Origin of the sequence: Enterobacter sp. C6 (assembly GCF_008122455.1) — a bacterium.
Lineage (GTDB): Bacteria > Pseudomonadota > Gammaproteobacteria > Enterobacterales > Enterobacteriaceae > Enterobacter > Enterobacter pseudoroggenkampii.
Genome location: NZ_QPFW01000250.1, coordinates 17,573 through 41,161 on the forward strand (window position 1 = coordinate 17,573; position 23,589 = coordinate 41,161).

At 54.0% G+C, this 23,589-nt stretch carries 29 protein-coding genes; 14 read left to right on the forward strand and 15 right to left on the reverse strand.

Annotated features, from left to right (window positions below; all coding sequences use genetic code 11):
- Positions 1-9: 9 nt before the first annotated feature.
- From ptsN to DOU50_RS21690, 9 genes are all read right to left on the reverse strand, one after another.
- Positions 10-501, reverse strand: coding sequence for a PTS IIA-like nitrogen regulatory protein PtsN (ptsN, locus tag DOU50_RS21650; protein WP_008501443.1), 492 nt, complete (start codon positions 499-501; stop codon positions 10-12).
- Positions 502-583: 82 nt separating this feature from the next.
- Positions 584-871: a ribosome hibernation promoting factor gene (gene hpf / locus DOU50_RS21655; protein ID WP_013098943.1), complete on the reverse strand. Its 288-nt coding sequence runs from the start codon at positions 869-871 to the stop codon at positions 584-586.
- Between the two features lie 22 nt (positions 872-893).
- Positions 894-2,327, reverse strand: a complete 1,434-nt coding sequence (gene rpoN, locus DOU50_RS21660) for an RNA polymerase factor sigma-54 (protein ID WP_024906351.1) — start codon at positions 2,325-2,327, stop codon at positions 894-896.
- 47 nt (positions 2,328-2,374) lie between these two features.
- Positions 2,375-3,100 (reverse strand): LPS export ABC transporter ATP-binding protein, encoded by a 726-nt coding sequence (gene lptB / locus DOU50_RS21665; RefSeq protein WP_023309359.1) that lies wholly within the window; start codon positions 3,098-3,100, stop codon positions 2,375-2,377.
- Positions 3,101-3,106: 6 nt separating this feature from the next.
- Entirely contained in the window at positions 3,107-3,661 is a 555-nt protein-coding gene (lptA, locus tag DOU50_RS21670; protein WP_024906352.1) for a lipopolysaccharide ABC transporter substrate-binding protein LptA, read from the reverse strand.
- Positions 3,630-4,205 (reverse strand): LPS export ABC transporter periplasmic protein LptC, encoded by a 576-nt coding sequence (gene lptC, locus DOU50_RS21675; protein ID WP_024906353.1) that lies wholly within the window; start codon positions 4,203-4,205, stop codon positions 3,630-3,632. The genes lptA and lptC overlap by 32 nt, the downstream gene beginning before the upstream one ends.
- The gene (kdsC, locus tag DOU50_RS21680) at positions 4,202-4,768 is read right to left on the reverse strand and encodes a 3-deoxy-manno-octulosonate-8-phosphatase KdsC (protein ID WP_023309356.1); all 567 of its coding nucleotides are present in this window, start codon (positions 4,766-4,768) and stop codon (positions 4,202-4,204) included. The genes lptC and kdsC overlap by 4 nt, the downstream gene beginning before the upstream one ends.
- A gap of 14 nt (positions 4,769-4,782) precedes the next feature.
- Positions 4,783-5,769: an arabinose-5-phosphate isomerase KdsD gene (kdsD, locus tag DOU50_RS21685; RefSeq protein ID WP_008501450.1), complete on the reverse strand. Its 987-nt coding sequence runs from the start codon at positions 5,767-5,769 to the stop codon at positions 4,783-4,785.
- A gap of 12 nt (positions 5,770-5,781) precedes the next feature.
- A complete protein-coding gene (locus DOU50_RS21690; protein ID WP_023309354.1) occupies positions 5,782-6,759 on the reverse strand; it encodes a calcium/sodium antiporter in 978 nt (325 codons plus the stop codon).
- A 227-nt stretch (positions 6,760-6,986) separates the two neighbouring features.
- On the opposite strand from DOU50_RS21690, the gene mlaF reads away from it, so the two are divergent.
- The 7 genes from mlaF to murA all read left to right on the forward strand — a co-directional run bounded on the left by mlaF (position 6,987) and on the right by murA (position 11,780).
- Positions 6,987-7,799 carry a phospholipid ABC transporter ATP-binding protein MlaF gene (gene mlaF, locus DOU50_RS21695; RefSeq protein ID WP_024906354.1) on the forward strand — a complete coding sequence of 271 codons (813 nt, stop codon included), beginning with the start codon at positions 6,987-6,989 and terminating at the stop codon, positions 7,797-7,799.
- Positions 7,800-7,806: 7 nt separating this feature from the next.
- A complete protein-coding gene (gene mlaE, locus DOU50_RS21700) occupies positions 7,807-8,589 on the forward strand; it encodes a lipid asymmetry maintenance ABC transporter permease subunit MlaE (RefSeq protein WP_010436044.1) in 783 nt (260 codons plus the stop codon).
- Between the two features lie 4 nt (positions 8,590-8,593).
- The gene (gene mlaD / locus DOU50_RS21705) at positions 8,594-9,142 is read left to right on the forward strand and encodes an outer membrane lipid asymmetry maintenance protein MlaD (protein ID WP_024906355.1); all 549 of its coding nucleotides are present in this window, start codon (positions 8,594-8,596) and stop codon (positions 9,140-9,142) included.
- Positions 9,143-9,160: 18 nt separating this feature from the next.
- Positions 9,161-9,796, forward strand: coding sequence for a phospholipid-binding protein MlaC (gene mlaC / locus DOU50_RS21710; RefSeq protein WP_148770239.1), 636 nt, complete (start codon positions 9,161-9,163; stop codon positions 9,794-9,796).
- Positions 9,796-10,089, forward strand: a complete 294-nt coding sequence (gene mlaB, locus DOU50_RS21715; protein WP_024906357.1) for a lipid asymmetry maintenance protein MlaB — start codon at positions 9,796-9,798, stop codon at positions 10,087-10,089. Before mlaC ends, mlaB begins: the two co-directional genes overlap by 1 nt.
- A 126-nt stretch (positions 10,090-10,215) precedes the next feature.
- Positions 10,216-10,470 carry a BolA family iron metabolism protein IbaG gene (gene ibaG, locus DOU50_RS21720; RefSeq protein ID WP_008501458.1) on the forward strand — a complete coding sequence of 85 codons (255 nt, stop codon included), beginning with the start codon at positions 10,216-10,218 and terminating at the stop codon, positions 10,468-10,470.
- A gap of 50 nt (positions 10,471-10,520) precedes the next feature.
- Positions 10,521-11,780 (forward strand): UDP-N-acetylglucosamine 1-carboxyvinyltransferase, encoded by a 1,260-nt coding sequence (gene murA / locus DOU50_RS21725; protein WP_024906358.1) that lies wholly within the window; start codon positions 10,521-10,523, stop codon positions 11,778-11,780.
- A 60-nt stretch (positions 11,781-11,840) separates the two neighbouring features.
- Here murA and sfsB read toward each other — a convergent pair whose 3' ends face one another.
- Positions 11,841-12,128: a DNA-binding transcriptional regulator SfsB gene (gene sfsB, locus DOU50_RS21730; protein ID WP_024906359.1), complete on the reverse strand. Its 288-nt coding sequence runs from the start codon at positions 12,126-12,128 to the stop codon at positions 11,841-11,843.
- 230 nt (positions 12,129-12,358) lie between these two features.
- A complete protein-coding gene (gene ispB, locus DOU50_RS21735; protein WP_024906360.1) occupies positions 12,359-13,330 on the reverse strand; it encodes an octaprenyl diphosphate synthase in 972 nt (323 codons plus the stop codon).
- A 257-nt stretch (positions 13,331-13,587) separates the two neighbouring features.
- Here ispB and rplU point away from each other — a divergent pair, with 257 nt between their 5' ends.
- The 4 genes from rplU (at position 13,588) to cgtA (ending at position 16,429) form a co-directional block, all read left to right on the forward strand.
- Positions 13,588-13,899, forward strand: coding sequence for a 50S ribosomal protein L21 (gene rplU / locus DOU50_RS21740; RefSeq protein WP_003025032.1), 312 nt, complete (start codon positions 13,588-13,590; stop codon positions 13,897-13,899).
- Positions 13,900-13,918: 19 nt separating this feature from the next.
- Positions 13,919-14,176 (forward strand): 50S ribosomal protein L27, encoded by a 258-nt coding sequence (rpmA, locus tag DOU50_RS21745; protein WP_004385076.1) that lies wholly within the window; start codon positions 13,919-13,921, stop codon positions 14,174-14,176.
- Between the two features lie 96 nt (positions 14,177-14,272).
- Complete coding sequence (locus DOU50_RS21750; protein ID WP_014833443.1) at positions 14,273-15,238, forward strand: DMT family transporter; 966 nt, start codon at positions 14,273-14,275, stop codon at positions 15,236-15,238.
- A 15-nt stretch (positions 15,239-15,253) separates the two neighbouring features.
- The gene (gene cgtA / locus DOU50_RS21755) at positions 15,254-16,429 is read left to right on the forward strand and encodes an Obg family GTPase CgtA (protein ID WP_023333597.1); all 1,176 of its coding nucleotides are present in this window, start codon (positions 15,254-15,256) and stop codon (positions 16,427-16,429) included.
- Positions 16,430-16,462: 33 nt separating this feature from the next.
- Here cgtA and pmrB read toward each other — a convergent pair whose 3' ends face one another.
- From pmrB to dacB, 3 genes are read right to left on the reverse strand one after another with little or no spacing between them, the layout of a single operon-like run.
- On the reverse strand, positions 16,463-17,506 hold the full coding sequence (gene pmrB, locus DOU50_RS21760) for a two-component system sensor histidine kinase PmrB (protein ID WP_024906361.1): 1,044 nt from the start codon (positions 17,504-17,506) through the stop codon (positions 16,463-16,465).
- The gene (gene pmrA, locus DOU50_RS21765) at positions 17,503-18,165 is read right to left on the reverse strand and encodes a two-component system response regulator PmrA (protein ID WP_024906362.1); all 663 of its coding nucleotides are present in this window, start codon (positions 18,163-18,165) and stop codon (positions 17,503-17,505) included. Before pmrA ends, pmrB begins: the two co-directional genes overlap by 4 nt.
- 2 nt (positions 18,166-18,167) lie before the next feature.
- Positions 18,168-19,601 (reverse strand): serine-type D-Ala-D-Ala carboxypeptidase, encoded by a 1,434-nt coding sequence (gene dacB, locus DOU50_RS21770; RefSeq protein ID WP_061716417.1) that lies wholly within the window; start codon positions 19,599-19,601, stop codon positions 18,168-18,170.
- Positions 19,602-19,829: 228 nt separating this feature from the next.
- Here dacB and greA point away from each other — a divergent pair, with 228 nt between their 5' ends.
- On the forward strand, positions 19,830-20,306 hold the full coding sequence (gene greA, locus DOU50_RS21775; protein ID WP_014171793.1) for a transcription elongation factor GreA: 477 nt from the start codon (positions 19,830-19,832) through the stop codon (positions 20,304-20,306).
- A 151-nt stretch (positions 20,307-20,457) separates the two neighbouring features.
- On the opposite strand, the gene yhbY is transcribed toward greA, so the two are convergent.
- Positions 20,458-20,751 (reverse strand): ribosome assembly RNA-binding protein YhbY, encoded by a 294-nt coding sequence (yhbY, locus tag DOU50_RS21780; protein WP_003861814.1) that lies wholly within the window; start codon positions 20,749-20,751, stop codon positions 20,458-20,460.
- A gap of 127 nt (positions 20,752-20,878) precedes the next feature.
- Here yhbY and rlmE point away from each other — a divergent pair, with 127 nt between their 5' ends.
- Both rlmE and ftsH read left to right on the forward strand, forming a co-directional pair.
- Entirely contained in the window at positions 20,879-21,505 is a 627-nt protein-coding gene (rlmE, locus tag DOU50_RS21785; RefSeq protein ID WP_003861812.1) for a 23S rRNA (uridine(2552)-2'-O)-methyltransferase RlmE, read from the forward strand.
- Between the two features lie 102 nt (positions 21,506-21,607).
- Positions 21,608-23,542, forward strand: a complete 1,935-nt coding sequence (gene ftsH / locus DOU50_RS21790) for an ATP-dependent zinc metalloprotease FtsH (RefSeq protein WP_010436002.1) — start codon at positions 21,608-21,610, stop codon at positions 23,540-23,542.
- Positions 23,543-23,589 lie beyond the last annotated feature (47 nt).

Sequence of the window (23,589 nt, forward strand, 5' to 3'; positions counted from 1 at the left end):
ATCTCCTGGTTATGCATCATCCTGATTGCCTTCTGCTTCAGTGATAATCTGATAGAGCTCTTCATCACTTTGGGCCGAGCGCAGTCGACGGCAAATGGTTTTATCGGCCAGACGTTTTGCGACCAGCGACAGCGTATGCAGATGGGTTTTAGTCTGATCGGCAGGCACCAGCAGCGCGAAGAGGAGATCGACGGGCTGGTTATCAATGGCATCGAAGGCGATGGGTGTTTCAAGCTGCACAAACACACCAACGGCACGCAGGGTATCCTCTTCCAGTTTGCCATGCGGGATCGCGATGCCGTTGCCGATACCGGTACTGCCCATCTTTTCACGGGTCAGAATCGCTTCGAACACCACCTGCGGCGGCAGGCCCAGCTGTTTTGCGGCCAGTTCACTGATGATCTCCAGCGCACGTTTTTTGCTCTGGCAGTGAACCGCACTGCGGGTACATTCCTGGTTAAGGACATTGCTCAGTTGAAGAGCGGAATCGTTGTTCATCATAATTTCACCTAAGCGCTAACTGTACAAATGGCCTGTTGTGTTTCACAACAGGCCGTCCTGCACCCGTTAACTGCCCGGACAATTAGTGTTGTTTCAGTTTATCTTTATGTTTATTGAGCTGTCGCGCAAGCTTATCAATCAAGCCGTCGATAGCAGCGTACATGTCTTGCCCTTCCGCACTGGCATGCAGTTCACCCCCGTTAACATGCAGGGTGGCATCCGAGATATGAGTCACTTTCTCCACTTTCAACACAATATAGACCTGATTGATCCTTTCGAAATACTGCTCGAGTTTTGCAAACTTCGTGTTCACAAAGTCGCGTAAAGCCTCAGTAATTTCGACGTTTTGTCCAGTGATGTTGAGCTGCATAGTGTCTTCCTTATCGGTTGTGTCAGACCAGCTGTTTACGCTGGTTGGACGGCGGAATGGATAAAGACTCTCGATACTTCGCAACAGTACGACGTGCCACCATAATACCCTGATCGGACAGCATGGTGGTTAACTTACTGTCGCTTAGTGGCTTCGCGGGGTTCTCCGCGGCGATCAACTTCTTCACCAGGGCTCGAATGGCCGTTGACGACGCTTCGCCGCCGCCCTCGGTATTCACATGGCTGGAGAAGAAATACTTAAGCTCAAAAATACCGCGTGGACTGTGCAGATACTTCTGCGTGGTGACACGGGAAATGGTTGATTCATGCATTTCGACGGCCTGGGCGATATCCGCCAGTACCATCGGTTTCATATACTCTTCGCCCTGCTCAAAGAACGCCTGCTGCTGTTCGACAATACAGCGGCTGACGCGTAGCAGCGTATCATTTCGGCTCTCCAGACTTTTGATCAGCCATCGCGCTTCCTGCAAATTGCTACGAATATATTGATTGTCGGAGTCGTTACGCACGCTGGTGCACATGGAGGCATACTGCTGGTTGATTTGCAGACGAGGGATGCTGTCTGAATTCAGTTCAACGACCCAGCGGCCATTGTGTTTTCTGACCAGCACATCCGGGATGACGTACTCGGGCTCGCCGGTCTGGATCGACTGTCCCGGGCGCGGATCGAGCGACTGGATCAGATTCACCGCTTCTTTCAGCACCTCTTCCTTCAGGCGCGTGACGCGCATCAGGGAACGGAAATCGTGGTTAGCCAACAGATCCAGATGATCGCTGATGATTAAGCGCGCCTCGTCGAGCCACGGCGTCTCTTTGCTGAACTGAGAAAGCTGGATCAGCAGGCAGTCGCGCAGATCTTTTGCGGCCACGCCTACCGGATCGAAACGCTGGATGCGCTTCAGAACGGCTTCAACTTCCTCAAGCTCTATCTCGTCGTCGCCCATGCTTTCCAGAATATCGTCCAGCGTGACGGTCAAATAGCCAGTGTCGTCAACGGCATCGACAATTGAGGTGGCAATCGCGCGGTCGGTATCGGAGAAGGGAGTAAGTTCCACCTGCCACATCAGGTAATCCTGCAGTGACTGGGTGGTTTCGCCCTGGTAGACCGGTAGCTCATCATCCTGGTAGTCTGCACGCGTACCGGAAGGGGTTCCGGCGGTGTAGATTTCATCCCAGCTGGCATCCAGCGGAAGCTCGTCCGGCATCTCTTTTTGTTCGAGTGCATCCGCGGTGTCGAGCGCTTCTGTATCCTGCGATTGCTGGGTATCTACCTCGTCATGAAGATCGGTTTGTTCCAGCAGGGGGTTGCTGTCCAGCGCCTGCTGGAGTTCCTGCTGAAGTTCTAACGTGGACAGTTGCAACAGGCGAATTGCCTGCTGTAGCTGCGGCGTCATCGCCAGTTGTTGGCTGAGCCTTAATTGCAAACCTTGCTTCATGTTCAGAGCATTTTTCTCCGGTTCGGCGTTACGTTACCTCTACCCTATCAGAGTCTGAAGTCTTCCCCAAGATAGACGCGCTTAACATGATCGTCTTCGAGGATCTGCTGCGGCGTACCGTGGGCGATCAGATTGCCCTGGCTCACAATATACGCGCGTTCACACACGGCCAGCGTTTCACGGACGTTGTGGTCGGTGATCAGTACGCCAAGCCCGCTGTCACGCAGGTGTTCAATGATACGTTTAATGTCGATAACCGAGATCGGGTCAACGCCCGCAAACGGTTCATCCAGAAGGATAAACTTCGGGTTTGCGGCCAGCGCACGGGCAATCTCAACACGACGGCGTTCGCCCCCGGAGAGAGCCTGACCGAGGCTGTCGCGCAGATGCTCAATGTGGAACTCTTCCATCAGCTCGTTGGCACGATCCTGACGCTGTTCGCTGGTCAGATCGTTACGAATTTGCAGGACCGCCATCAGGTTATCGTAAACGCTAAGACGACGGAAAATGGAGGCTTCCTGCGGCAGGTAGCCGATCCCGCGACGCGCGCGCGCGTGCAGCGGCAGAAGACTGATGTCTTCATCGTCAATGATAATGTTGCCGGCATCGCGCGGCACAATGCCAACGACCATGTAGAAAGTGGTGGTTTTACCCGCACCGTTAGGGCCAAGCAGCCCTACAATTTCGCCGGAGTTGACGGTCAGACTGACATCTTCTACGACACGGCGGCCCTTATAGGCCTTCGCGAGATTTTTTGCAGTTAATGTTGCCATAACGAATTAGTTACTCTTCTTCTGTGCCGGGGCCTGGCCTTTGCCTTTGTCCTGCAGCTGCGACGGAACCAGTACGGTGGTGACGCGTTTGCCTTTCTCGCTGGAGGCCTGCATTTTTTGCTCTTTTACCAGATAGGTAATCTGGTCGCCGGTAATGTTGCTGTCCAGCTGTTCCAGGTACGCATTACCGGTCAGGATGACCAGGTCCTTCGCCAGCTCATAGTGCATGTGCGTAGCGTGACCTTTCACCGGCTTGCCGTTGTCCTGCATCTGATAGAAGGTGGCCGGGTTACCGTAACCATCAATGATCTCTTTGCCCTGCTCGCCACCCGGACGGGTCACGACCACTTTGTCGGCGTTGATTTTGATGGTGCCCTGAGTCATGACGACGTTACCCGTGAAGGTGACGACGTTGCCCTGCATATCGAGAGACTGGGTATCGGACTCGATATGGATCGGTTGGTCGGTATCGCCCGTTACAGCAAGCGCGGGGAGACTGGTCGCCAGCATCGCGCTGGCGATAATTACTTTAAGGCTGAGTTTGTTTGTTTTGAATTTCATAGGAGGTTCTAACCTTTTCAATCAGCTCGGCGTTTTTGCTGCGTAAGTTCCCGCGCATTCTCAAACCGCTGGAATTAAATGTTGTGCCATACAGTGTGACCAGATCCTGCGACGTCACGTCCTGGGTTACCAGGTTGATCTGGGCATTATCCGTCGTAATTTTTCGTAGTTGCGAGTCAGCGGTCAGGGCGTTGACTTCAACGTGGCCATACAGATAAAGCATACGGTCATTTGTCAGTTTTGCCCGATCTGACTTAATTGACCACGTCGGCACTTTGTCCTTATCAAATGTGGTCATGACAGGTTGGGTAAACCACGAAATTCCGTCATCTGAAAAATATTCAACATGCTGGGCAATCAGGCGATAGTTCAGCGCGCCTTCAGGGCTGTAGACCACGGTGTCGCTGTGATCGCTTTTATAGGTTGGATCGTTATTGTTGATCACTTCCGTTTGCGTATCGTCGCGATCGGCAAGGTTCACGCCAATCAATACCAGTGCGACAAGCGAAAGCAAAATGATAATCCAACGTCTGGTTTTACTCATATCGATTGCCCTTTGGCCTCATCAAGCTTGCCCTGCGCCAGCAGGAGCAGATCGCAGACTTCACGTACGGCACCGCGGCCCCCGTTGATGTGGGTAACGTAGTCAGCGCGCGGGATCAGCAGCGGATGCGCATCGGCAACGGCGATGCTCAGCCCAACTTCAGCCATCACGGGCCAGTCAATCAGATCGTCCCCGACGTAGGCCACGTTTTCCGGTGCGATAGCCAGTTTACCCAGTAAATCCTTAAACGCCGCCATCTTATCGGATTGCCCCTGATACAGATGGGTAATGCCTAAGGTTTCACAGCGGTCTTCTACCAGTTTAGCTTTTCGCCCGGTGATGATAGCCACCTCAATACCTGAGGTGAGCGCACAGCGGATACCGTAGCCGTCGCGAACGTTAAATGCTTTCAGCTCTTCACCATTATTGCCCATGTAAATCAGGCCGTCGGAGAGTACCCCATCCACATCCAGGATGAGCAGACGAATGTTTTCCGCCTTTGCCATCATCTGGGTACTGACCGGACCATAACAGGTTGCAAGGGATGCACCCGCATTACTCATTGTCTTATCCTTCATTACACTACGCCTGCGCGCAGCAGATCATGCATATGTACCACACCCAGCAACTGGTCGCCATCGGCAACCATAACGGAGGTGATATGGCGGGACTGCATCAGGTTCAGCACATCCACGGCCAGCGTACCCGGACGCACGCGGATACCGCCTGGCGTCATCACGTCGGCAATGCCGAGCGTGCGGACATCGACACCCATGTCGAACACGCGACGCAGGTCGCCATCGGTGAAGATCCCCTGAATTTTCATCAGATCGTCGCACACGACCGTCATCCCCAGATTCTTGCGGGTGATTTCCAGCAGCGCATCACGCAGGGAGGCTTCTTTACTGACGTGAGGGATCTCATCCCCGGTGTGCATAATATCGTTTACCCGAAGCAGCAGCTTGCGCCCCAGCGCACCGCCCGGGTGGGAAAGCGCGAAATCTTCCGGCGTAAAACCACGGGCTTCGAGCAGCGCGACGGCAAGCGCATCACCCATGACCAGCGCGGCGGTGGTGCTGGACGTCGGCGCCAGGCCGAGCGGACAGGCCTCCTTGGGCACTTTCACGCACAGGTGAATGTCTGCCGCCCGCGCCATGCTGCTTTCCGGACGGCTGGTCATGCAAATAAGCGGCACCTGCAGGCGCTTCAGTACCGGAATCAACGCCAGGATCTCATTGGACTCACCGGAGTTGGACAGCGCGATGACGATATCCTGCGGCGTGACCATACCCAGGTCCCCGTGCGCGGCTTCCCCCGGGTGGACAAAGAAGGACGAGGTGCCGGTACTGGCAAACGTTGCCGCCATTTTGCGTCCAATGTGGCCGGACTTACCCATCCCCATCACCACGACTTTGCCGGCACAGTAGAATATCTTCTCACATGCCAGACTAAAATCCTGATTAATGTACTGATCTAACTGCGCCAGACCTTCACGTTCAATCTCCAGAACGTCTTTGCCTGCTTTCTGAAAGTCAAAACCCGGCTGCAATTCTATTTGCGACATAATGCGTTTCCGTTACCCAGAGAGAAGAGGCGAGAGCCAGTACAGCATCGCCATCCATACGATAAATCCACCCGTCAGCAGCGCGCCTGCGCCTTTGCCGATCTGTCGTTGCCGCCGCCAACAGAGCAGGGCAAATATCACGCTGACCAATAACATCACGCCGTAGTCGCGTGAGAACGCCAGGGGATTAAAGGGCCCTGGCGTAATCAGGGCCGGCAGCCCCATCACAATGGCGATATTAAATATGTTGGAACCGATGATATTACCAATGGCAATGTCATCCTCACCTTTGCGTGCCCCCGCAATGGCCGTGGCCAGCTCCGGCAGGCTGGTACCGATGGCAATCACCGTCAGGCCAATGGTCAGTTCACTGATGGCGAAATAGTTCGCCAGCACCGTCGCGTTATCCACGACCATACGCGTTGCCATCGGCATGATGATCAGCGCAACGCCAAGCCACAGCAGGGCAACAGGCAGCGTGCCTTCTCGCGGAAGTTCGGCGACCTGCTCACGCGTGAGGCTATCCTGGCCCTGCTTTTCAGCCAGACGGGCGATTTTAACACTATACAGCAGCCAAATAACGGCCAGCGCCAGCAAGAAAATGCCGTCGCTGTAGCTCAGTACACCATCGTAAAATACGCACCCTGCCAGCAGACTTACGATTAACATTAGCGGCAATTCACGGCGCAGAACATCAGAATGCACGCGAAATGGATGGAGCAGTGCCGCCAGGCCTAAAATCAAGAGTATATTGACGATGTTAGAGCCAATCGCAGTGCCTACTGCTAGGTCTAACTGACCATGCAGCGATGCCGAGACAGAGACGATGATTTCAGGAAGTGACGTTCCAACACTGACCACGGTCATCCCGATGACGACAGGCGGTACGCCCGTCAGGCGACACAGGATAGATGCAGCAAACACTAAACGGTCAGCACTGTAGACCACCAAAAGTAAACCAATTATTAACAGTGCTGTTGCTAAAAGCATCAAAAGTCCTTTCTTCAGGTATACTCGTCGGTCCATCGCGCGGAAATGGCTGGACTGCATACAGTCTGAGGCGTAACGAATTCCTAATTTTGACTTTATGCGCCGGAAAAGTAAAACAAATGCCAGCTTTCGCTAACCTCAACGGCTATTATTCTGTAAAAATGCGGAGTTGAGGGCTGATTCAGGCAGCATGCCTTAATGTGAGCAAGGTAATAAAGGAACCATAAATGAGCCAAACGATGGCGAATTTAGTTGATGTTCGCGGTGTGAGTTTTTCTCGCGCCAACAGATTGATATTTGATGATATTTCGTTGACCGTACCGCGTGGCAAGATCACTGCCATAATGGGGCCGTCCGGGATCGGTAAAACGACCCTGTTGCGCCTCATTGGTGGGCAGATCCCACCGGATAGCGGTGAAATTCTCTTTGATGGCGAAAACATCCCGGAGATGTCACGCTCGCGCCTGTATACTGTCCGCAAACGCATGAGCATGCTCTTTCAGTCTGGAGCCTTGTTCACCGACATGAATGTCTTTGATAACGTGGCCTATCCGCTGCGCGAGCATACCAGCCTGCCGCCTGAACTGCTGAAAAGCACGGTGATGATGAAGCTTGAAGCCGTCGGTTTGCGGGGCGCCGCGAAACTGATGCCTTCAGAGCTATCCGGGGGGATGGCGCGCCGCGCCGCGCTGGCGCGAGCCATTGCACTCGAACCTGATTTAATCATGTTTGACGAACCGTTCGTTGGACAGGATCCCATCACGATGGGCGTGCTGGTGAAGCTCATCTCTGAACTGAACAGTGCGCTTGGCGTTACCTGCATTGTGGTATCTCACGATGTACCGGAAGTATTGAGCATTGCCGATTACGCCTATATCGTGGCGGACAAAAAGATCGTCGCGCACGGTAGCGCCCAGGCGCTGCAGGAGAATTGCGATCCGCGCGTGCGGCAGTTCCTCGACGGTATTGCCGATGGCCCTGTGCCGTTCCGCTACCCGGCGGGCGACTATCGTGACGATTTACTGGGAATAGGGAGTTAAGCCACTCATGCTGTTAAATGCGTTGGCCGCTCTCGGACACCGTGGCATAAAAACCATCAGGACGTTCGGGCGTGCCGGATTGATGTTATTCAACGCGCTGGTCGGCAAGCCGGAATTCCGTAAGCACGCACCGCTGCTGGTGCGGCAGCTTTATAATGTCGGCGTGCTGTCGATGCTCATCATCATTGTCTCCGGTCTTTTTATCGGTATGGTGCTTGGGCTACAGGGCTATCTTGTTCTGACAACCTACAGTGCGGAAACCAGCCTCGGGATGCTGGTGGCACTCTCGCTGCTGCGAGAACTGGGGCCGGTTGTGGCGGCGCTGTTGTTCGCCGGGCGTGCGGGGTCGGCATTAACGGCAGAAATTGGCCTGATGCGTGCGACCGAGCAGCTCTCCAGCATGGAGATGATGGCGGTCGATCCGCTACGTCGCGTGATCTCGCCGCGTTTCTGGGCTGGGGTGATCTCTTTACCGTTACTGACTATTCTGTTTGTCGCCGTGGGTATCTGGGGCGGTTCGCTGGTTGGCGTGCACTGGAAAGGCATTGATGCCGGTTTCTTCTGGTCCGCGATGCAGGACGCCATTGACCTGCGAATGGATCTGGTTAACTGCCTGATTAAAAGCGTGGTATTTGCCATTACGGTCACGTGGATTGCATTGTTCAATGGTTACGATGCCATCCCGACGTCGGCGGGCATTAGCCGTGCAACTACACGTACCGTCGTACATTCGTCGCTGGCCGTACTGGGTCTGGATTTTGTGCTCACCGCACTGATGTTTGGGAATTGAGTTCATGCAAACGAGAAAAAATGAAATTTGGGTCGGTGTATTCCTGCTTCTGGCGCTGCTGGCCGCGCTGTTCATCTGCCTGAGAGCGGCGGATATTACGTCTGTGCGCACCGAGCCGACGTATCGCATCTATGCCACCTTCGATAACATCGGCGGGCTGAAGGCGCGTTCACCGGTCCGTATTGGCGGCGTGGTGATCGGACGCGTAACGGACATTACGCTCGATGAGAAAACCTATCTGCCACGCGTCGCGATGGATATCGAAGAGCGTTATAACCATATCCCGGACACCAGTTCCCTTTCTATCCGTACTTCCGGCCTGCTGGGTGAACAATATCTGGCGCTTAACGTCGGTTTTGAAGACCCCGAGCTGGGAACGACTATCCTTAAAGACGGTAGCGTCATTCAGGATACGAAATCCGCGATGGTTCTGGAGGATATGATTGGTCAGTTCCTTTACAACAGCAAAGGGGATGAGAAAAAATCCGATGCAGCCCCTGCGCAGAGCGAAGAGCATACCGACGCCGCACCGACACCTGGTGCTGCGAATTAATTTCAGGAGAAGTCATTCATGTTTAAACGACTGTTAATGGTTGCCATGCTGGTCATCGCCCCTCTTACCGCCGCCCACGCTGCGGATCAGAGTAACCCGTACAAACTGATGGACGAAGCGGCGAAGAAGACCTTCGACCGTCTTACAAACGAACAGCCTAAAATTCGTGCTAATCCTGATTATCTGCGTGAAGTCGTTGACCAGGAACTGCTGCCGTATGTGCAGATAAAATATGCGGGTGCGCTGGTACTGGGCCGTTATTACAAAGACGCGACCCCTGCGCAGCGTGAGGCCTACTTTGCCGCGTTCCGTGAATACCTGAAACAGGCTTATGGCCAGGCGCTGGCAATGTACCACGGTCAGACCTATCAGATTGCGCCTGAGCAGCCGCTGGGTGATGCGACCATCGTGCCTATCCGCGTAACGATCAACGATCCTAACGGTCGTCCGCCGGTTCGTCTGGATTTCCAGTGGCGTAAAAACAGCCAGACCGGCCACTGGCAGGCGTATGACATGATCGCCGAAGGCGTAAGCATGATCACCACCAAACAGAACGAGTGGAGTGACCTGCTGCGCACCAAGGGGATTGATGGCCTGACCGCGCAGCTGCAGTCCATTGCTCGTCAGAAAATCACGCTGGACGAGAAGAAGTAATGTCACAGCAACTCAGCTGGTCGCGTGAAGGCGAGACATTAAAGCTGTCCGGTGAGCTGGATCAGGATCTGCTGAACCCCTTATGGGATAAACGCCATGAGGCTATGCAGGGCGTGACGCTTATCGACTTAACCGACATCACACGGGTCGATACGGCAGGCGTTGCGCTGCTTGCCCATCTGGTTGCGGTAGGGAAAAAGCAGGGGGCGAGCGTCACGCTTCGCGGCGCGAGCGATAATGTCGTTACCCTGGCGCAGCTCTACAATCTGCCTCAGGACGTATTGCCTCGTTAATATTTTCAGTGCGTTACTTCCGAAAGCCCTGACAGTTTCATCGTCGGGGCTTTTTGCTTGTTTAAGACGACGCCACTTTGCTCTAAGATGTTGGGCTTGTTTTCACTATCAGATGATTAAGAACCCATGGAAAATCATGAAATCCAGACAGTGCTGATGAATGCACTCTCCCTTCAGGAAGCCCACGTCACTGGCGATGGCAGTCACTTCCAGGTTATTGCTGTGGGTGAGATGTTCGACGGTATGAGCCGTGTAAAGAAACAGCAGGCTGTGTACGCGCCGCTGATGGAATATATTGCGGATAACCGCATCCACGCCCTGTCGATTAAAGCGTTCACCCCGCAAGAGTGGGCACGCGATCGCAAACTAAACGGTTTTTGAGCTGAGGGCGACAGGCCCGCAGCACGGTTGAATTTATAAGAGAGCACACAATGGATAAATTTCGTGTACAGGGGCCAACGCGTCTCCAGGGCGAAGTCACAATTTCTGGCGCGAAAAACGCCGCGCTGCCAATCCTCTTTGCTGCGCTGCTCGCGGAAGAGCCGGTAGAAATTCAGAACGTACCGAAGCTGAAAGATATCGATACCACCATGAAGCTGCTCACCCAATTGGGCACGAAAGTCGAGCGTAACGGTTCCGTCTGGATCGACGCCAGCAAGGTGAACAACTTTTCTGCCCCTTACGATCTGGTGAAAACCATGCGTGCATCCATCTGGGCGCTTGGCCCGCTGGTGGCGCGTTTTGGTCAGGGTCAGGTCTCTCTGCCGGGCGGCTGCGCTATCGGTGCGCGTCCGGTTGACCTGCACATCTTTGGTCTGGAAAAACTGGGCGCAGAGATCAAGCTGGAAGAAGGTTACGTCAAAGCGTCCGTCAATGGTCGTCTGAAAGGTGCGCACATTGTCATGGACAAAGTGAGCGTGGGCGCAACGGTGACCATTATGTCTGCGGCGACGCTGGCAGAAGGCACCACTATCATCGAAAACGCCGCGCGCGAACCGGAAATTGTGGATACCGCCAACTTCCTCGTGGCGCTGGGTGCGAAGATCACCGGTCAGGGTACCGACCGTATCACCATCGAAGGCGTTGAGCGTCTGGGCGGTGGTGTTTATCGCGTTCTGCCGGACCGTATCGAAACCGGTACCTTCCTGGTCGCTGCCGCGATCTCTGGCGGTAAGATTGTTTGTCGCAACGCGCAGCCCGATACCCTGGATGCGGTGCTGGCGAAACTGCGCGATGCGGGTGCGGATATCGAAATCGGTGAAGACTGGATCAGCCTTGATATGCACGGCCAGCGTCCAAAAGCGGTCAATGTGCGGACGGCACCGCATCCGGCGTTCCCAACGGACATGCAGGCGCAGTTCACCCTGTTGAACCTGGTCGCCGAAGGTACTGGCTTCATCACAGAAACCATTTTCGAAAACCGCTTTATGCACGTACCGGAGCTGATCCGTATGGGTGCGCATGCTGAGATCGAAAGTAATACCGTGATTTGCCATGGCGTTGAGAAACTGTCAGGTGCTCAGGTGATGGCAACCGATCTGCGTGCGTCTGCAAGCCTGGTGCTGGCGGGTTGTATCGCGGAAGGCACAACGATCGTGGATCGTATTTATCACATCGATCGTGGTTATGAGCGTATCGAAGATAAACTGCGCGCGCTGGGTGCCAATATCGAGCGTGTGAAGGGCGAGTAATCGTTCCGGCAGCCCCCTGCCAGCAATGACCGGGGGGTTGCTGTTCCTGTCAAAAACGCATTACTTCTGCGGTTCTCTTTTTGCCTTTCTCTGGCGAATCATGCGCGTTCTGTCGATAAATTCATGGGTGATGGGATCGTGGTAGCGCGAAGGCCAAATCACCCACGGATGCGTATCCAGCGCCGTCGCGATGATTAATTCTCCCTTGGGCCAGGGGCGGGTGAGGGCGTTTGCCAGAGTTGAAGAACTCAGTCCATGGCGGCGGGACTCTGCTGCCAGTGAAGTGCCTCTTTTGCGCAGTGCGGCAATAATATCAGCCGTGTGCCAGTCGATAAATTTCGTATCCATAACACCGTCCTTAAGTTCGGATTCACCTACGCCGTTTCTTCTGAAACGACGGGGTTAATATACCCATTTCAAGCTTTTGTTCTAAAAAGTTCGCGTTACTTGAAGGGATATTCAGAATAAGACATGGCTTTATTCATGCGATCTCTAAACCGATGAATTTACAGGAATACGTAATTTACAGGATTTTTCTGGAATCCCCCCGCCATGGTCGCGGGGAGAAACAAGGAGGGTTAACGGTCGCGCTGAACGGCGATGTGGGCAAGACCAATCAATGCCTCGCGCCACGGGCTGTCGGGAATGACCTGGAGAGCTTCGATGGCTTTGTCGGCTTCTTCTTCCGCACGCTGCCGCGTCCATTCCAGCGATCCGCAGATAGCCATGGTTTCCAGCACAGGTTCCAGAAGATGGCGGCCATTTCCCTGCTCAATCGCTTCACGGATCATTTTCGCCTGATCGGCTGTTCCGTTACGCATGGCATGGAGCAGCGGCAGGGTCGGTTTGCCTTCATTAAGGTCATCGCCCACGTTTTTGCCGAGCGTCTCACCGTCCGCACTATAGTCCAGCAAATCATCAATCAGCTGGAATGCCGTACCCAGATAGCGACCATAGTCCTGCAGGCCTTTTTCCTGTGCTTCGGTACAGTCAGCCAGAATGCCGGAACACTGGGCCGCCGCTTCAAACAGGCGCGCGGTTTTGCTGTAGATCACGCGCATGTAGTTTTCTTCGGTGATGTCCGGGTCGTTGACGTTCATCAGCTGCAGCACTTCGCCTTCAGCAATGACGTTTACGGCTTCGGACATCACTTCCAGCACTTTCAGGGAGCCCAGACTGGTCATCATCTGGAAGGCGCGGGTGTAGATAAAGTCCCCCACCAGTACGCTGGCTGCGTTCCCGAACGCGGCGTTAGCCGTGGCTTTGCCACGACGCATATCCGATTCATCCACCACATCGTCGTGCAGAAGCGTCGCCGTGTGGATAAATTCGATGAGCGCTGCGATAGTGATGTGGGCATTTCCCTGATAACCAACGGCTCTGGCAGCCAGAATGGCGATCATCGGACGAATGCGTTTACCACCGCCGCTGACAATGTAATAGCCCAACTGATTGATCAGCTGGACGTCAGAGTTGAGTTGCTCCAGGATTGCTGCATTCACACCCGCCATATCTTGCGCGGTTAACTCGTTGATTTTTTCTAAATTCATCGCAAAAGCCGGGCTTTTTATCCTGTTGATCCCATCTTCAATGGGGTAACGAAGGGTTTCGGTTTATCAATAGTAGTGCTGATTGTACTGAAAAAACGGCTCAGATAAACGTTACCGTACGTGTTGTGTTTTTTTTCTTCATGTATTGACGGTAGCACTTGTCAAAGGCTCGCGTTTTGCGTAATATTCGCGCCCTATTGTGAATATTTATAGCGCACTCTGAATCATACGAGGATGTGCGCGGAAGCGGAGTTTATATGTACGCGGTTTTCCAAAGTGGTGGTAAACAACACCGAGTAAGCGAAGGTCAGACCGTTCGCCTGGAAAAGCTGGACATCGCAACTGGCGAATCTGTTGAGTTCGCAGAAGTTCTGATGATCGCAAACGGTGAAGAAGTCAAAATCGGCGTTCCTTTCGTTGATGGCGGCGTTATCAAAGCTGAAGTTGTTGCACACGGTCGTGGCGAGAAAGTTAAAATCGTTAAGTTTCGTCGTCGTAAGCACTACCGTAAGCAGCAGGGCCACCGTCAGTGGTTCACTGATGTGAAAATTACTGGCATCAGCGCCTAAGACCTGAGGAGAGATTTAAATGGCACATAAAAAGGCTGGCGGCTCCACACGTAACGGTCGCGATTCAGAAGCTAAACGCCTGGGCGTTAAGCGTTTCGGTGGCGAATCCGTTCTGGCGGGTAGCATCATCGTTCGTCAACGTGGTACCAAATTCCACGCTGGCAACAACGTAGGTTGCGGTCGTGACCACACTCTGTTTGCTAAAGCAGACGGTAAAGTGAAATTTGAAGTTAAAGGCCCGAACAACCGTAAATACATCAGCATCGTTGCTGAGTAAGGTTTTCTCGGTCCGGTAACGGATTAAAGCCCCGCACCCTGTTGCGGGGCTTTTTACATTGGAAACCCGGTAATTTTTTCTGTAGGGAAAACGGGCATGAAGCAGCAGGCCGGCATAGGAATTCTTTTGGCGCTCACCACCGCAATGTGCTGGGGTGCGCTGCCAATTGCAATGAAGCAGGTGCTGGAAGTGATGGAGCCGCCTACGGTGGTCTTTTATCGCTTTCTGATGGCAAGCATCGGCCTCGGGGCGATTCTGGCCGTCAAAGGTAAGCTTCCACCCTTGCGGCTCTTCCGTAAACCGCGCTGGCTGGTGCTGCTGGCTATCGCGACGGGCGGTCTGTTCGGTAACTTCATCCTGTTCAGCTCTTCCCTGCAATATCTCAGCCCCACGGCGTCGCAGGTGATTGGTCAGCTTTCACCGGTGGGCATGATGGTCGCCAGCGTCTTTATCCTCAAGGAGAAGATGCGCGGTACGCAGATTATCGGGGCGAGCATGCTGCTGTGCGGTCTGGTGATGTTCTTCAACACCAGTCTGATAGAGATTTTTACCCGCCTGACGGATTACACATGGGGTGTCATTTTCGGTGTGGGGGCAGCAACGGTCTGGGTGAGCTATGGCGTCGCACAAAAGGTGTTATTGCGTCGACTTGCCTCACAGCAGATCCTCTTTTTGCTGTACACTTTGTGTACAATAGCATTGCTGCCATTAGCGAAGCCGGGTGTGATTACTCAGCTTAGCGACTGGCAACTGGCGTGCCTCATTTTTTGTGGGCTGAACACGCTGGTCGGTTATGGCGCGCTTGCCGAAGCGATGGCGCGCTGGCAGGCAGCACAGGTGAGCGCGTTAATTACGCTTACTCCGCTGTTTACGCTGTTATTTTCAGATTTGTTATCAATGGCCTGGCCCGATGTCTTCGTCAGACCGATGCTCAACCTGTTGGGCTATCTCGGTGCGTTTGTCGTGGTTGCGGGCGCGATGTATTCCGCCATTGGTCATCGTCTTTGGGGACGTTGGCGCAAAAATGAAGCGGTTGTAGTAGTCCCCCGCTCAGGCGAATGAGTTACGGAGAGTAAAATGAAGTTTGTTGATGAAGCGACGATCCTGGTCGTGGCTGGTGATGGCGGCAACGGTTGCGTGAGCTTCCGCCGTGAAAAGTATATCCCTCGTGGCGGCCCTGATGGCGGCGACGGTGGGGATGGTGGTGACGTGTGGCTGGAGGCGGATGAGAACCTCAACACGCTGATCGACTACCGTTTCGAAAAATCCTTCCGCGCTGAACGTGGCCAGAACGGCCAGAGCCGTGACTGTACCGGGAAACGCGGTAAAGACGTCACCATTAAGGTTCCGGTCGGTACGCGTGTGATTGACCAGGGAACCGGTGAAACCATGGGTGACATGACCAAACACGGTCAGCGCCTGATGGTAGCGAAAGGCGGCTGGCACGGTCTGGGTAACAGCCGTTTCAAATCTTCCGTTAACCGTACGCCGCGTCAGAAAACGATGGGTACCCCGGGCGATAAGCGCGACCTGCAGCTGGAGCTGATGCTTCTGGCTGACGTGGGCATGCTGGGTATGCCAAACGCCGGTAAATCAACGTTCATTCGTGCCGTCTCTGCGGCGAAACCGAAAGTGGCGGACTATCCGTTTACCACGCTGGTGCCAAGCCTGGGCGTTGTCCGCATGGATAACGAGAAGAGCTTTGTGGTTGCCGATATTCCGGGTCTGATTGAAGGCGCTGCGGAAGGCGCGGGACTGGGTATTCGCTTCCTGAAACACCTTGAGCGTTGCCGCGTACTGCTGCACCTCATTGATATCGATCCTATCGATGGTTCCGATCCGGTTGAAAACGCCCGCATCATCATCGGTGAGCTGGAAAAATACAGCGAAAAACTGGCGAATAAACCACGCTGGCTGGTCTTCAACAAGATCGACCTGATGGACAAAGCCGAAGCGGAAGCAAAAGCGAAAGCCATTGCCGAAGCGATGGGTTGGGAAGATAAATACTACCTGATCTCTGCGGCAAGCCAGGTTGGCGTGAAAGATCTGTGCTGGGATGTGATGACCTTCATCATCGAGAACCCAATCGTTCAGGCGGAAGAAGCCAAACAGCCTGAAAAAGTCGAATTCATGTGGGATGACTACCACCGCCAGCAGCTCGAAGAGCTGGAAGCGGAAGAAGACGATGAAGACTGGGACGATGACTGGGATGAAGATGACGAAGAAGGCGTCGAGTTCATCTACAAGCACTAATATCTGTCCAAAGCCCCCTTATGGGGGCTTTTTTTATTCCAGCGTCGCAGGCAGCCAGCAGCTGGCGATTAAACCGCCTTCTGCGCCATTCTCAAGCGTTAGCCTGCCGTGGTGAAGCTGGACGATGCGCTGCACGATGCTCAGCCCCAGACCGCTGCCGCCGTAGCGCTGGTCAAGACGGCGGAATGGCTCGGTAATGGACTGCCGGTGCGCTTCATCAATCCCTGGGCCCTGATCGATAACGCTGATCTGCGTCCCCCCGTCGACCTCGGTTAACGTCACTGTAATCGTTGTCCCTGCCGGGCTGTAGCGTCCTGCATTTTCCAGCAGGTTGCGCAGCATCAGGCGCAGGAGCACGGCGTCTCCCTGAACCGTGAGCGCGCTTTTAGCGGGCCAAATTACCGTATGCTCTTTGGCTTCATGACCCAGGCCGAGAGGTTCAATGATATTTTCCGTCCAGCTTACGGTTTCGTAGTGGCCGCTCGCCATTGCCTGTCCGGCCCGGGCCAGCATCAGCAGCTGTTCGACGGTATGCATGAGCTGATCGATACGGCTAATCAGCGTTGCCGCCTGTGGCGCACCAGACTGCGACATCAGCTCCAGATGGAGCCGGATACCGGCAAGAGGCGTTCGAAGCTCGTGCGCGGCGTCTGCAGTGAAGAGACGCTCCTGTTGAATGGTATTGTCCAGCCGGGCGAGGAGCTGGTTCAGGGAAGTCGTCACCGCGCCGATCTCTTCCATGTCGGAATACATAGGAAGCGGGGTTAAGTTATCCGCCGAACGGTTAGCCAGGCTGACACGCAGTTTATTCAGGGGCCGGGTGATCCAGGTGACCGCCCAGAAGGAGAAGAGCAGGGTAAAACCGACCATCACCAGAGAAGGGACCAGCAGCGAGGCAATCGCCTCGCGGATCTCTTTCTCGACATGGTTATTACGCGCTTTTGCTGACAGCGTTTCACTGACCAGGAAACTAATCTGCTCACGGCTTTCATGCCACAGCCAGATGACGCTTATCAGCTGGAAAAATAACAGAATGACCGCCAGCAGCACCATCAAACGCCGACGCATGCTGTTCATTTCTGGCTCTCCAGGCGATAGCCAACGCCACGGACGGTTTTGATTCTGTCCTTGCCAAGCTTACGACGCAGGTTGTGAATGTGGACTTCAAGGGTATTTGACCCCGGATCGTCCTGCCAGGAGTAGATATCCTGCTGGAGCGTTTCTCTGTGCACAGTTTGCCCGCTGCGCATGATCAGACGCGTAAGCAAGGCGAACTCTTTTGGTGTTACCTCGACCGCCTGATCCTGGCGCAGTACCTGCTGGGTTTGCAGATTCAGCGTAATATCGCCGTCGGTCAGTAAGTTATCACTATGTCCCTGATAGCGGCGAATCAACGCTCGCACCCGAGCCTGCAGCTCCGCAAGCGCAAAAGGCTTCACCAGGTAATCATCTGCGCCTGCATCGAGGCCGGTGATACGGTCTTCAATGGCATCACGTGCCGTCAGGATCAATACCGGGTTGGCGATGCCGCGACGTCGCCACTGGCTGAGCAGCGTAGCGCCGTCTTTATCAGGCAAGCCCAAATCGAGGATCACCAGACTGTATTCGCCGCTCTGAATCAGGGCGTCTGCCTCCGCTGCGGTGCCGGCACAGTCGAGGGCATACCCTTCATTGGCCAGCCCCAGCGCCAGCCCTTCCTGCAATAACAGATCGTCTTCAACTATAAGTAGTTTCATCGCTAGTTATTCTGGTAGATGTCCTTATAAAGCCTGCTTTCGAAGCGAACAAGCGGAATACGACGATTGCGCTGGTCGGTCGGTTCGACGGCATAGCCGGAAAGATACTGCACGAATGCCATGCGTTGTCCGCTGGCGGTAGTGATGAAGCCTGCAAGGTTGTAAACCCCCTGCAGTGAGCCTGTTTTAGCGGATACTTTGCCATCCACACCGGCAGCGTGAAGCCCGGCGCGGTACTGCAGTGAACCGTCATGCCCGGCCAGCGGCAGCATTGAAATAAAGTTTAGCTCAGTGTCATGCTGTGCAATGTACTGAAGCACCTGCATCATCGTGGCCGGAGAGATCAAATTATGGCGCGATAGTCCGGAGCCATCGACAGCGATGGTATTACCCAGTTCGATCCCCGCCTGCTGGCGCAGGATCTGCCGAACCGCGTCTGAACCCGCGCGCCAGGTTCCCGGCACGCCGAAACGGGCGTGACCAATCATGCGAAACACCGTATCGGCAATCATGTTGTCCGACTTTTTCAGCATAATTCGCAATAAATCGTGCAGCGGTGGAGACTGTTTGCTGGCGATGACCGTACCGGGCTGGTTGACCTGCGTCTGACGAAGCAGCGTGCCCGAGTAGGTTATTCCCGCTTGTTTCAGTTCATCTTTCAGGATGGCGCCCGCATAGCTTGCGCCATCCTGTATCGCAAAGGCCAGCGGCAGCGGATCGGCGCGCTGGGTCAGGCAGCCGGTCAGCGTGAAGCGGTTAAGATCGCCTGGCACGACGTCCAGCTCACAATATTGCGCATCCGGGGAGCCTTTCGCCAGCGTGCGGACCTGGCTAAACATCGTGACCGGGTAGTAGGACGCTATGCGGATAAACGCTAAATCATCCGGCTTTGGCGCGCTGTAAAGCGAAACCGAAAAGCAGTTACGGTCGACAATCGCGGCGGCGGGCGGGGCGCTAAAGCACTGGGTCATGTCGTTCCACGGCCAGCCTGGGGCTTTATCGTGGCTGGCAAAGATGGACGTGTCGATCAGCACATTGCCATCAATTTTCTGCACGCCAGATTTTTTCAGCACCGCAACCATATTGCGGATATCCTGGCGCTTAAAGGTCGGATCGCCGCCAAAACGGGCGATAAGATCGCCTTTCAGTTCGCCACCCTCAACGTTACCTTTGGTTTCAAGAGTGGTCGTAAAACGGAAGTCAGGCCCGAGCTGGAGCAGGGCGGCGAGGGCAGTGATCACCTTTTGGGTACTGGCAGGCAGCGCCATCTGTTGACTGTGAAAGTCAATCTCGGGAGCCTGTGCGCCAACCTTCTGCACCATCAGGGCAAGGTTCGCGCCTGCGGGGAGCTGATTAATGTACTCATCAACATTCGCGGCCTGGGCGGTGAACGTTATACTGGTAGTCAATCCGATGATAAATCTGGAAAATCGCATAATCTCGCGCTAACAACCCGAAAACAAACCGTCATACTACGGTGCATGGCACTGCAAAGTAAACGATGACCCATAGTGAACTTCGCGGTAAAATGCATATCAAATTGAAAAATTGCTGCTGACCTGGGGCATTGCTCCCGGGTCGGTTTTCTTTTTGCTTCTTGCCCGCTTAGGGGGGCAGGAGCAGGGAACACTGCTCCCAACAGGAATGTTTAAGAGGTATAACAAATGCAAGCTATTCCGATGACCTTACGTGGTGCCGAAAAACTGCGCGAAGAGCTGGATTTCCTGAAATCCGTGCGTCGTCCTGAAATCATCGCCGCTATCGCGGATGCGCGCGAGCATGGCGACCTGAAAGAGAATGCTGAATACCACGCCGCGCGTGAGCAGCAGGGCTTCTGTGAAGGGCGTATTAAAGATATCGAAGCAAAACTGTCCAATGCACAGGTTATCGACATCACCAAAATGCCTAACAACGGGCGTGTGATCTTTGGTTCTACCGTGACCGTGCTGAACCTGGACAACGACGAAGAGCAGACCTATCGCATCGTGGGTGATGATGAAGCTGATTTCAAACAGAACCTGATTTCGGTGAACTCGCCGATTGCTCGCGGCCTGATTGGCAAAGAGCAGGACGATGTTGTCACCATCCGCACCCCTGGCGGTGAAGTAGAATACGAAATTATTAAGGTTGAATACCTGTAATTCGCTTCTCTACTAAGATGTTGATACATTGTAAAGAAAAGAAAAAGGCCGCGTAGCGGCCTTTTATCAACTCAAGGAGCATGGCATTTTGCTCGCCTGCTGACAGAAATCCCTCGTTTCACACAGAAAATGTGTTTAATTCAGGATATCCTTAACGTGGCAGCGAGATTTTACGCTCTTTAGACGGGCGGTAGAGCACCAGCGTTTTACCGATGACCTGTACATTACAGGCGCCGGTTTCGCGCACGATGGCTTCCACGATCAGGTTTTTAGTGTCTCTGTCTTCAGAGGCGATTTTCACCTTGATCAGCTCGTGGTGTTCCAGCGCTTGTTCAATCTCGGCAAGCACCCCTTCGGTCAAACCATTGTTGCCAAGCATCACTACAGGCTTGAGCGGATGTGCCAGACCTTTAAGGTGCTGTTTTTGTTTAGTACTCAGATTCATCGTATATTTTTGCTTACGTTGGGATTGAAAACGGTTCATTCTACCGCCATCTCCCTTATATCGCCAAATAGCTGCGTAGAAATTTACGTCACAGGCAAGCAACGATGAACCAGGACGGAAATGTTAAATGACAGGTAAAAAGCGTTCTGCCAGCTCCAGCCGCTGGCTCCAGGAACACTTTAGCGATAAATATGTTCAACAGGCACAGAAAAAGGGGTTGCGTTCCCGTGCCTGGTTTAAACTTGATGAAATACAGCAAAGTGACAAACTTTTTAAGCCGGGGATGACGGTTGTTGACCTCGGTGCGGCACCTGGCGGATGGTCCCAGTATGCGGTCACGCAGATCGGCGGAACGGGCCGAATCATCGCGTGCGATCTTTTACCAATGGATCCCATCGTCGGTGTCGACTTCCTTCAGGGCGACTTTCGTGATGAATTAGTGCTGAAAGCGTTACTTGATCGTGTAGGTGACAGTAAGGTCCAGGTTGTCATGTCAGATATGGCACCAAATATGTGCGGAACACCGGCGGTGGATATCCCCCGCGCCATGTATCTGGTGGAGCTAGCGTTAGAAATGTGTCGTGATGTACTAGCGCCTGGTGGTAGTTTTGTTGTGAAGGTGTTTCAGGGCGAAGGTTTCGAGGAGTATCTTAAGGAAATTCGCTCCCTGTTTGCGAAGGTCAAAGTTCGTAAGCCGGACTCTTCCCGGGCCCGTTCCCGTGAAGTGTATATTGTAGCGACCGGGCGAAAATGATAACCGGGAGATTTCAGACGAAAGTTTGAATGAAACTGGATATAGAGTATCCTGACGCTGTTTTTAACACAGTTGTAATATGAGGTTAATCCCTTGAGTGACATGGCGAAAAACCTAATACTCTGGCTGGTCATTGCCGTTGTGCTGATGTCAGTATTCCAGAGCTTTGGGCCCAGCGAGTCGAATGGCCGCAAGGTGGATTATTCTACCTTCCTGCAGGAGGTCAATCAGGACCAGGTTCGCGAAGCGCGTATCAACGGACGTGAGATCAACGTTACCAAGAAAGATAGTAACCGTTACACGACTTACATCCCGGTGAACGATCCTAAGCTGCTTGATAACCTTCTGACCAAAAACGTCAAGGTAGTTGGCGAGCCGCCAGAAGAACCAAGCCTGCTGGCTTCTATCTTCATTTCCTGGTTCCCGATGCTGCTTCTTATCGGCGTCTGGATCTTCTTTATGCGCCAGATGCAGGGCGGCGGTGGCAAAGGTGCCATGTCGTTCGGTAAGAGCAAGGCGCGTATGTTAACGGAAGATCAGATCAAGACCACTTTTGCAGACGTTGCCGGGTGTGACGAAGCGAAAGAAGAGGTCGGCGAACTGGTTGAATACCTGCGTGAACCGAGCCGTTTCCAGAAGCTGGGCGGTAAGATCCCGAAAGGCGTGCTGATGGTTGGCCCTCCGGGTACCGGTAAAACCCTGCTGGCGAAAGCCATCGCGGGCGAAGCGAAGGTGCCGTTCTTTACTATTTCAGGTTCTGACTTCGTTGAAATGTTCGTGGGTGTCGGTGCATCTCGTGTGCGTGACATGTTCGAGCAGGCCAAGAAGGCAGCACCGTGCATTATCTTCATCGATGAAATCGACGCCGTAGGCCGCCAGCGTGGCGCAGGTCTGGGCGGTGGTCACGATGAACGTGAACAGACGTTAAACCAGATGCTGGTTGAGATGGACGGCTTCGAAGGTAACGAAGGTATCATCGTTATCGCGGCGACTAACCGTCCGGACGTACTTGACCCTGCGCTGCTGCGTCCAGGCCGTTTCGACCGTCAGGTTGTTGTGGGTCTGCCGGACGTTCGCGGTCGTGAACAGATTCTGAAAGTTCACATGCGTCGCGTACCGCTGGCACCAGATATCGACGCGGCAATCATTGCGCGCGGTACCCCGGGCTTCTCCGGTGCGGACCTGGCTAACCTGGTCAACGAAGCAGCTCTGTTTGCCGCTCGCGGTAACAAGCGCGTGGTGTCCATGGTGGAGTTCGAGAAAGCGAAAGACAAAATCATGATGGGTGCGGAACGTCGCTCCATGGTGATGACGGAAGCGCAGAAAGAGTCCACGGCATACCACGAAGCGGGTCACGCGATTATCGGTCGCCTCGTGCCGGAACACGATCCGGTGCATAAAGTGACGATTATTCCGCGCGGTCGTGCGCTGGGTGTGACCTTCTTCCTGCCTGAAGGCGACGCGATCAGCGCCAGCCGTCAGAAACTGGAAAGTCAGATTTCTACCCTCTACGGTGGTCGCCTGGCAGAAGAGATTATCTACGGTGTGGAACATGTTTCTACCGGTGCGTCCAACGACATCAAAGTCGCGACAAACCTGGCGCGTAACATGGTGACGCAGTGGGGCTTCTCCGACAAACTCGGTCCGCTGCTGTATGCAGAGGAAGAGGGTGAAGTCTTCCTGGGCCGTTCTGTGGCGAAAGCGAAACATATGTCCGATGAGACGGCACGTATCATCGACCAGGAAGTAAAATCTCTGGTAGAGCGTAACTATGCACGTGCTCGCCAGATCCTGAACGACAATATGGACATCCTGCATTCGATGAAAGATGCGCTCATGAAGTATGAGACCATCGATGCACCGCAGATTGACGACCTGATGGCGCGCCGTGAAGTACGTCCGCCAGCAGGCTGGGAAGACCCAGGCGCTTCCAATAATTCTGACAACAATGGCACCCCGCGTGCGCCGCGTCCGGTTGATGAACCGCGTACGCCAAACCCGGGCAACACCATGTCAGAACAGTTGGGCGATAAGTAAGTTACTGCTGTTGACGCGTTTGTCTGTACCTCAAACCCTGGAGCTTG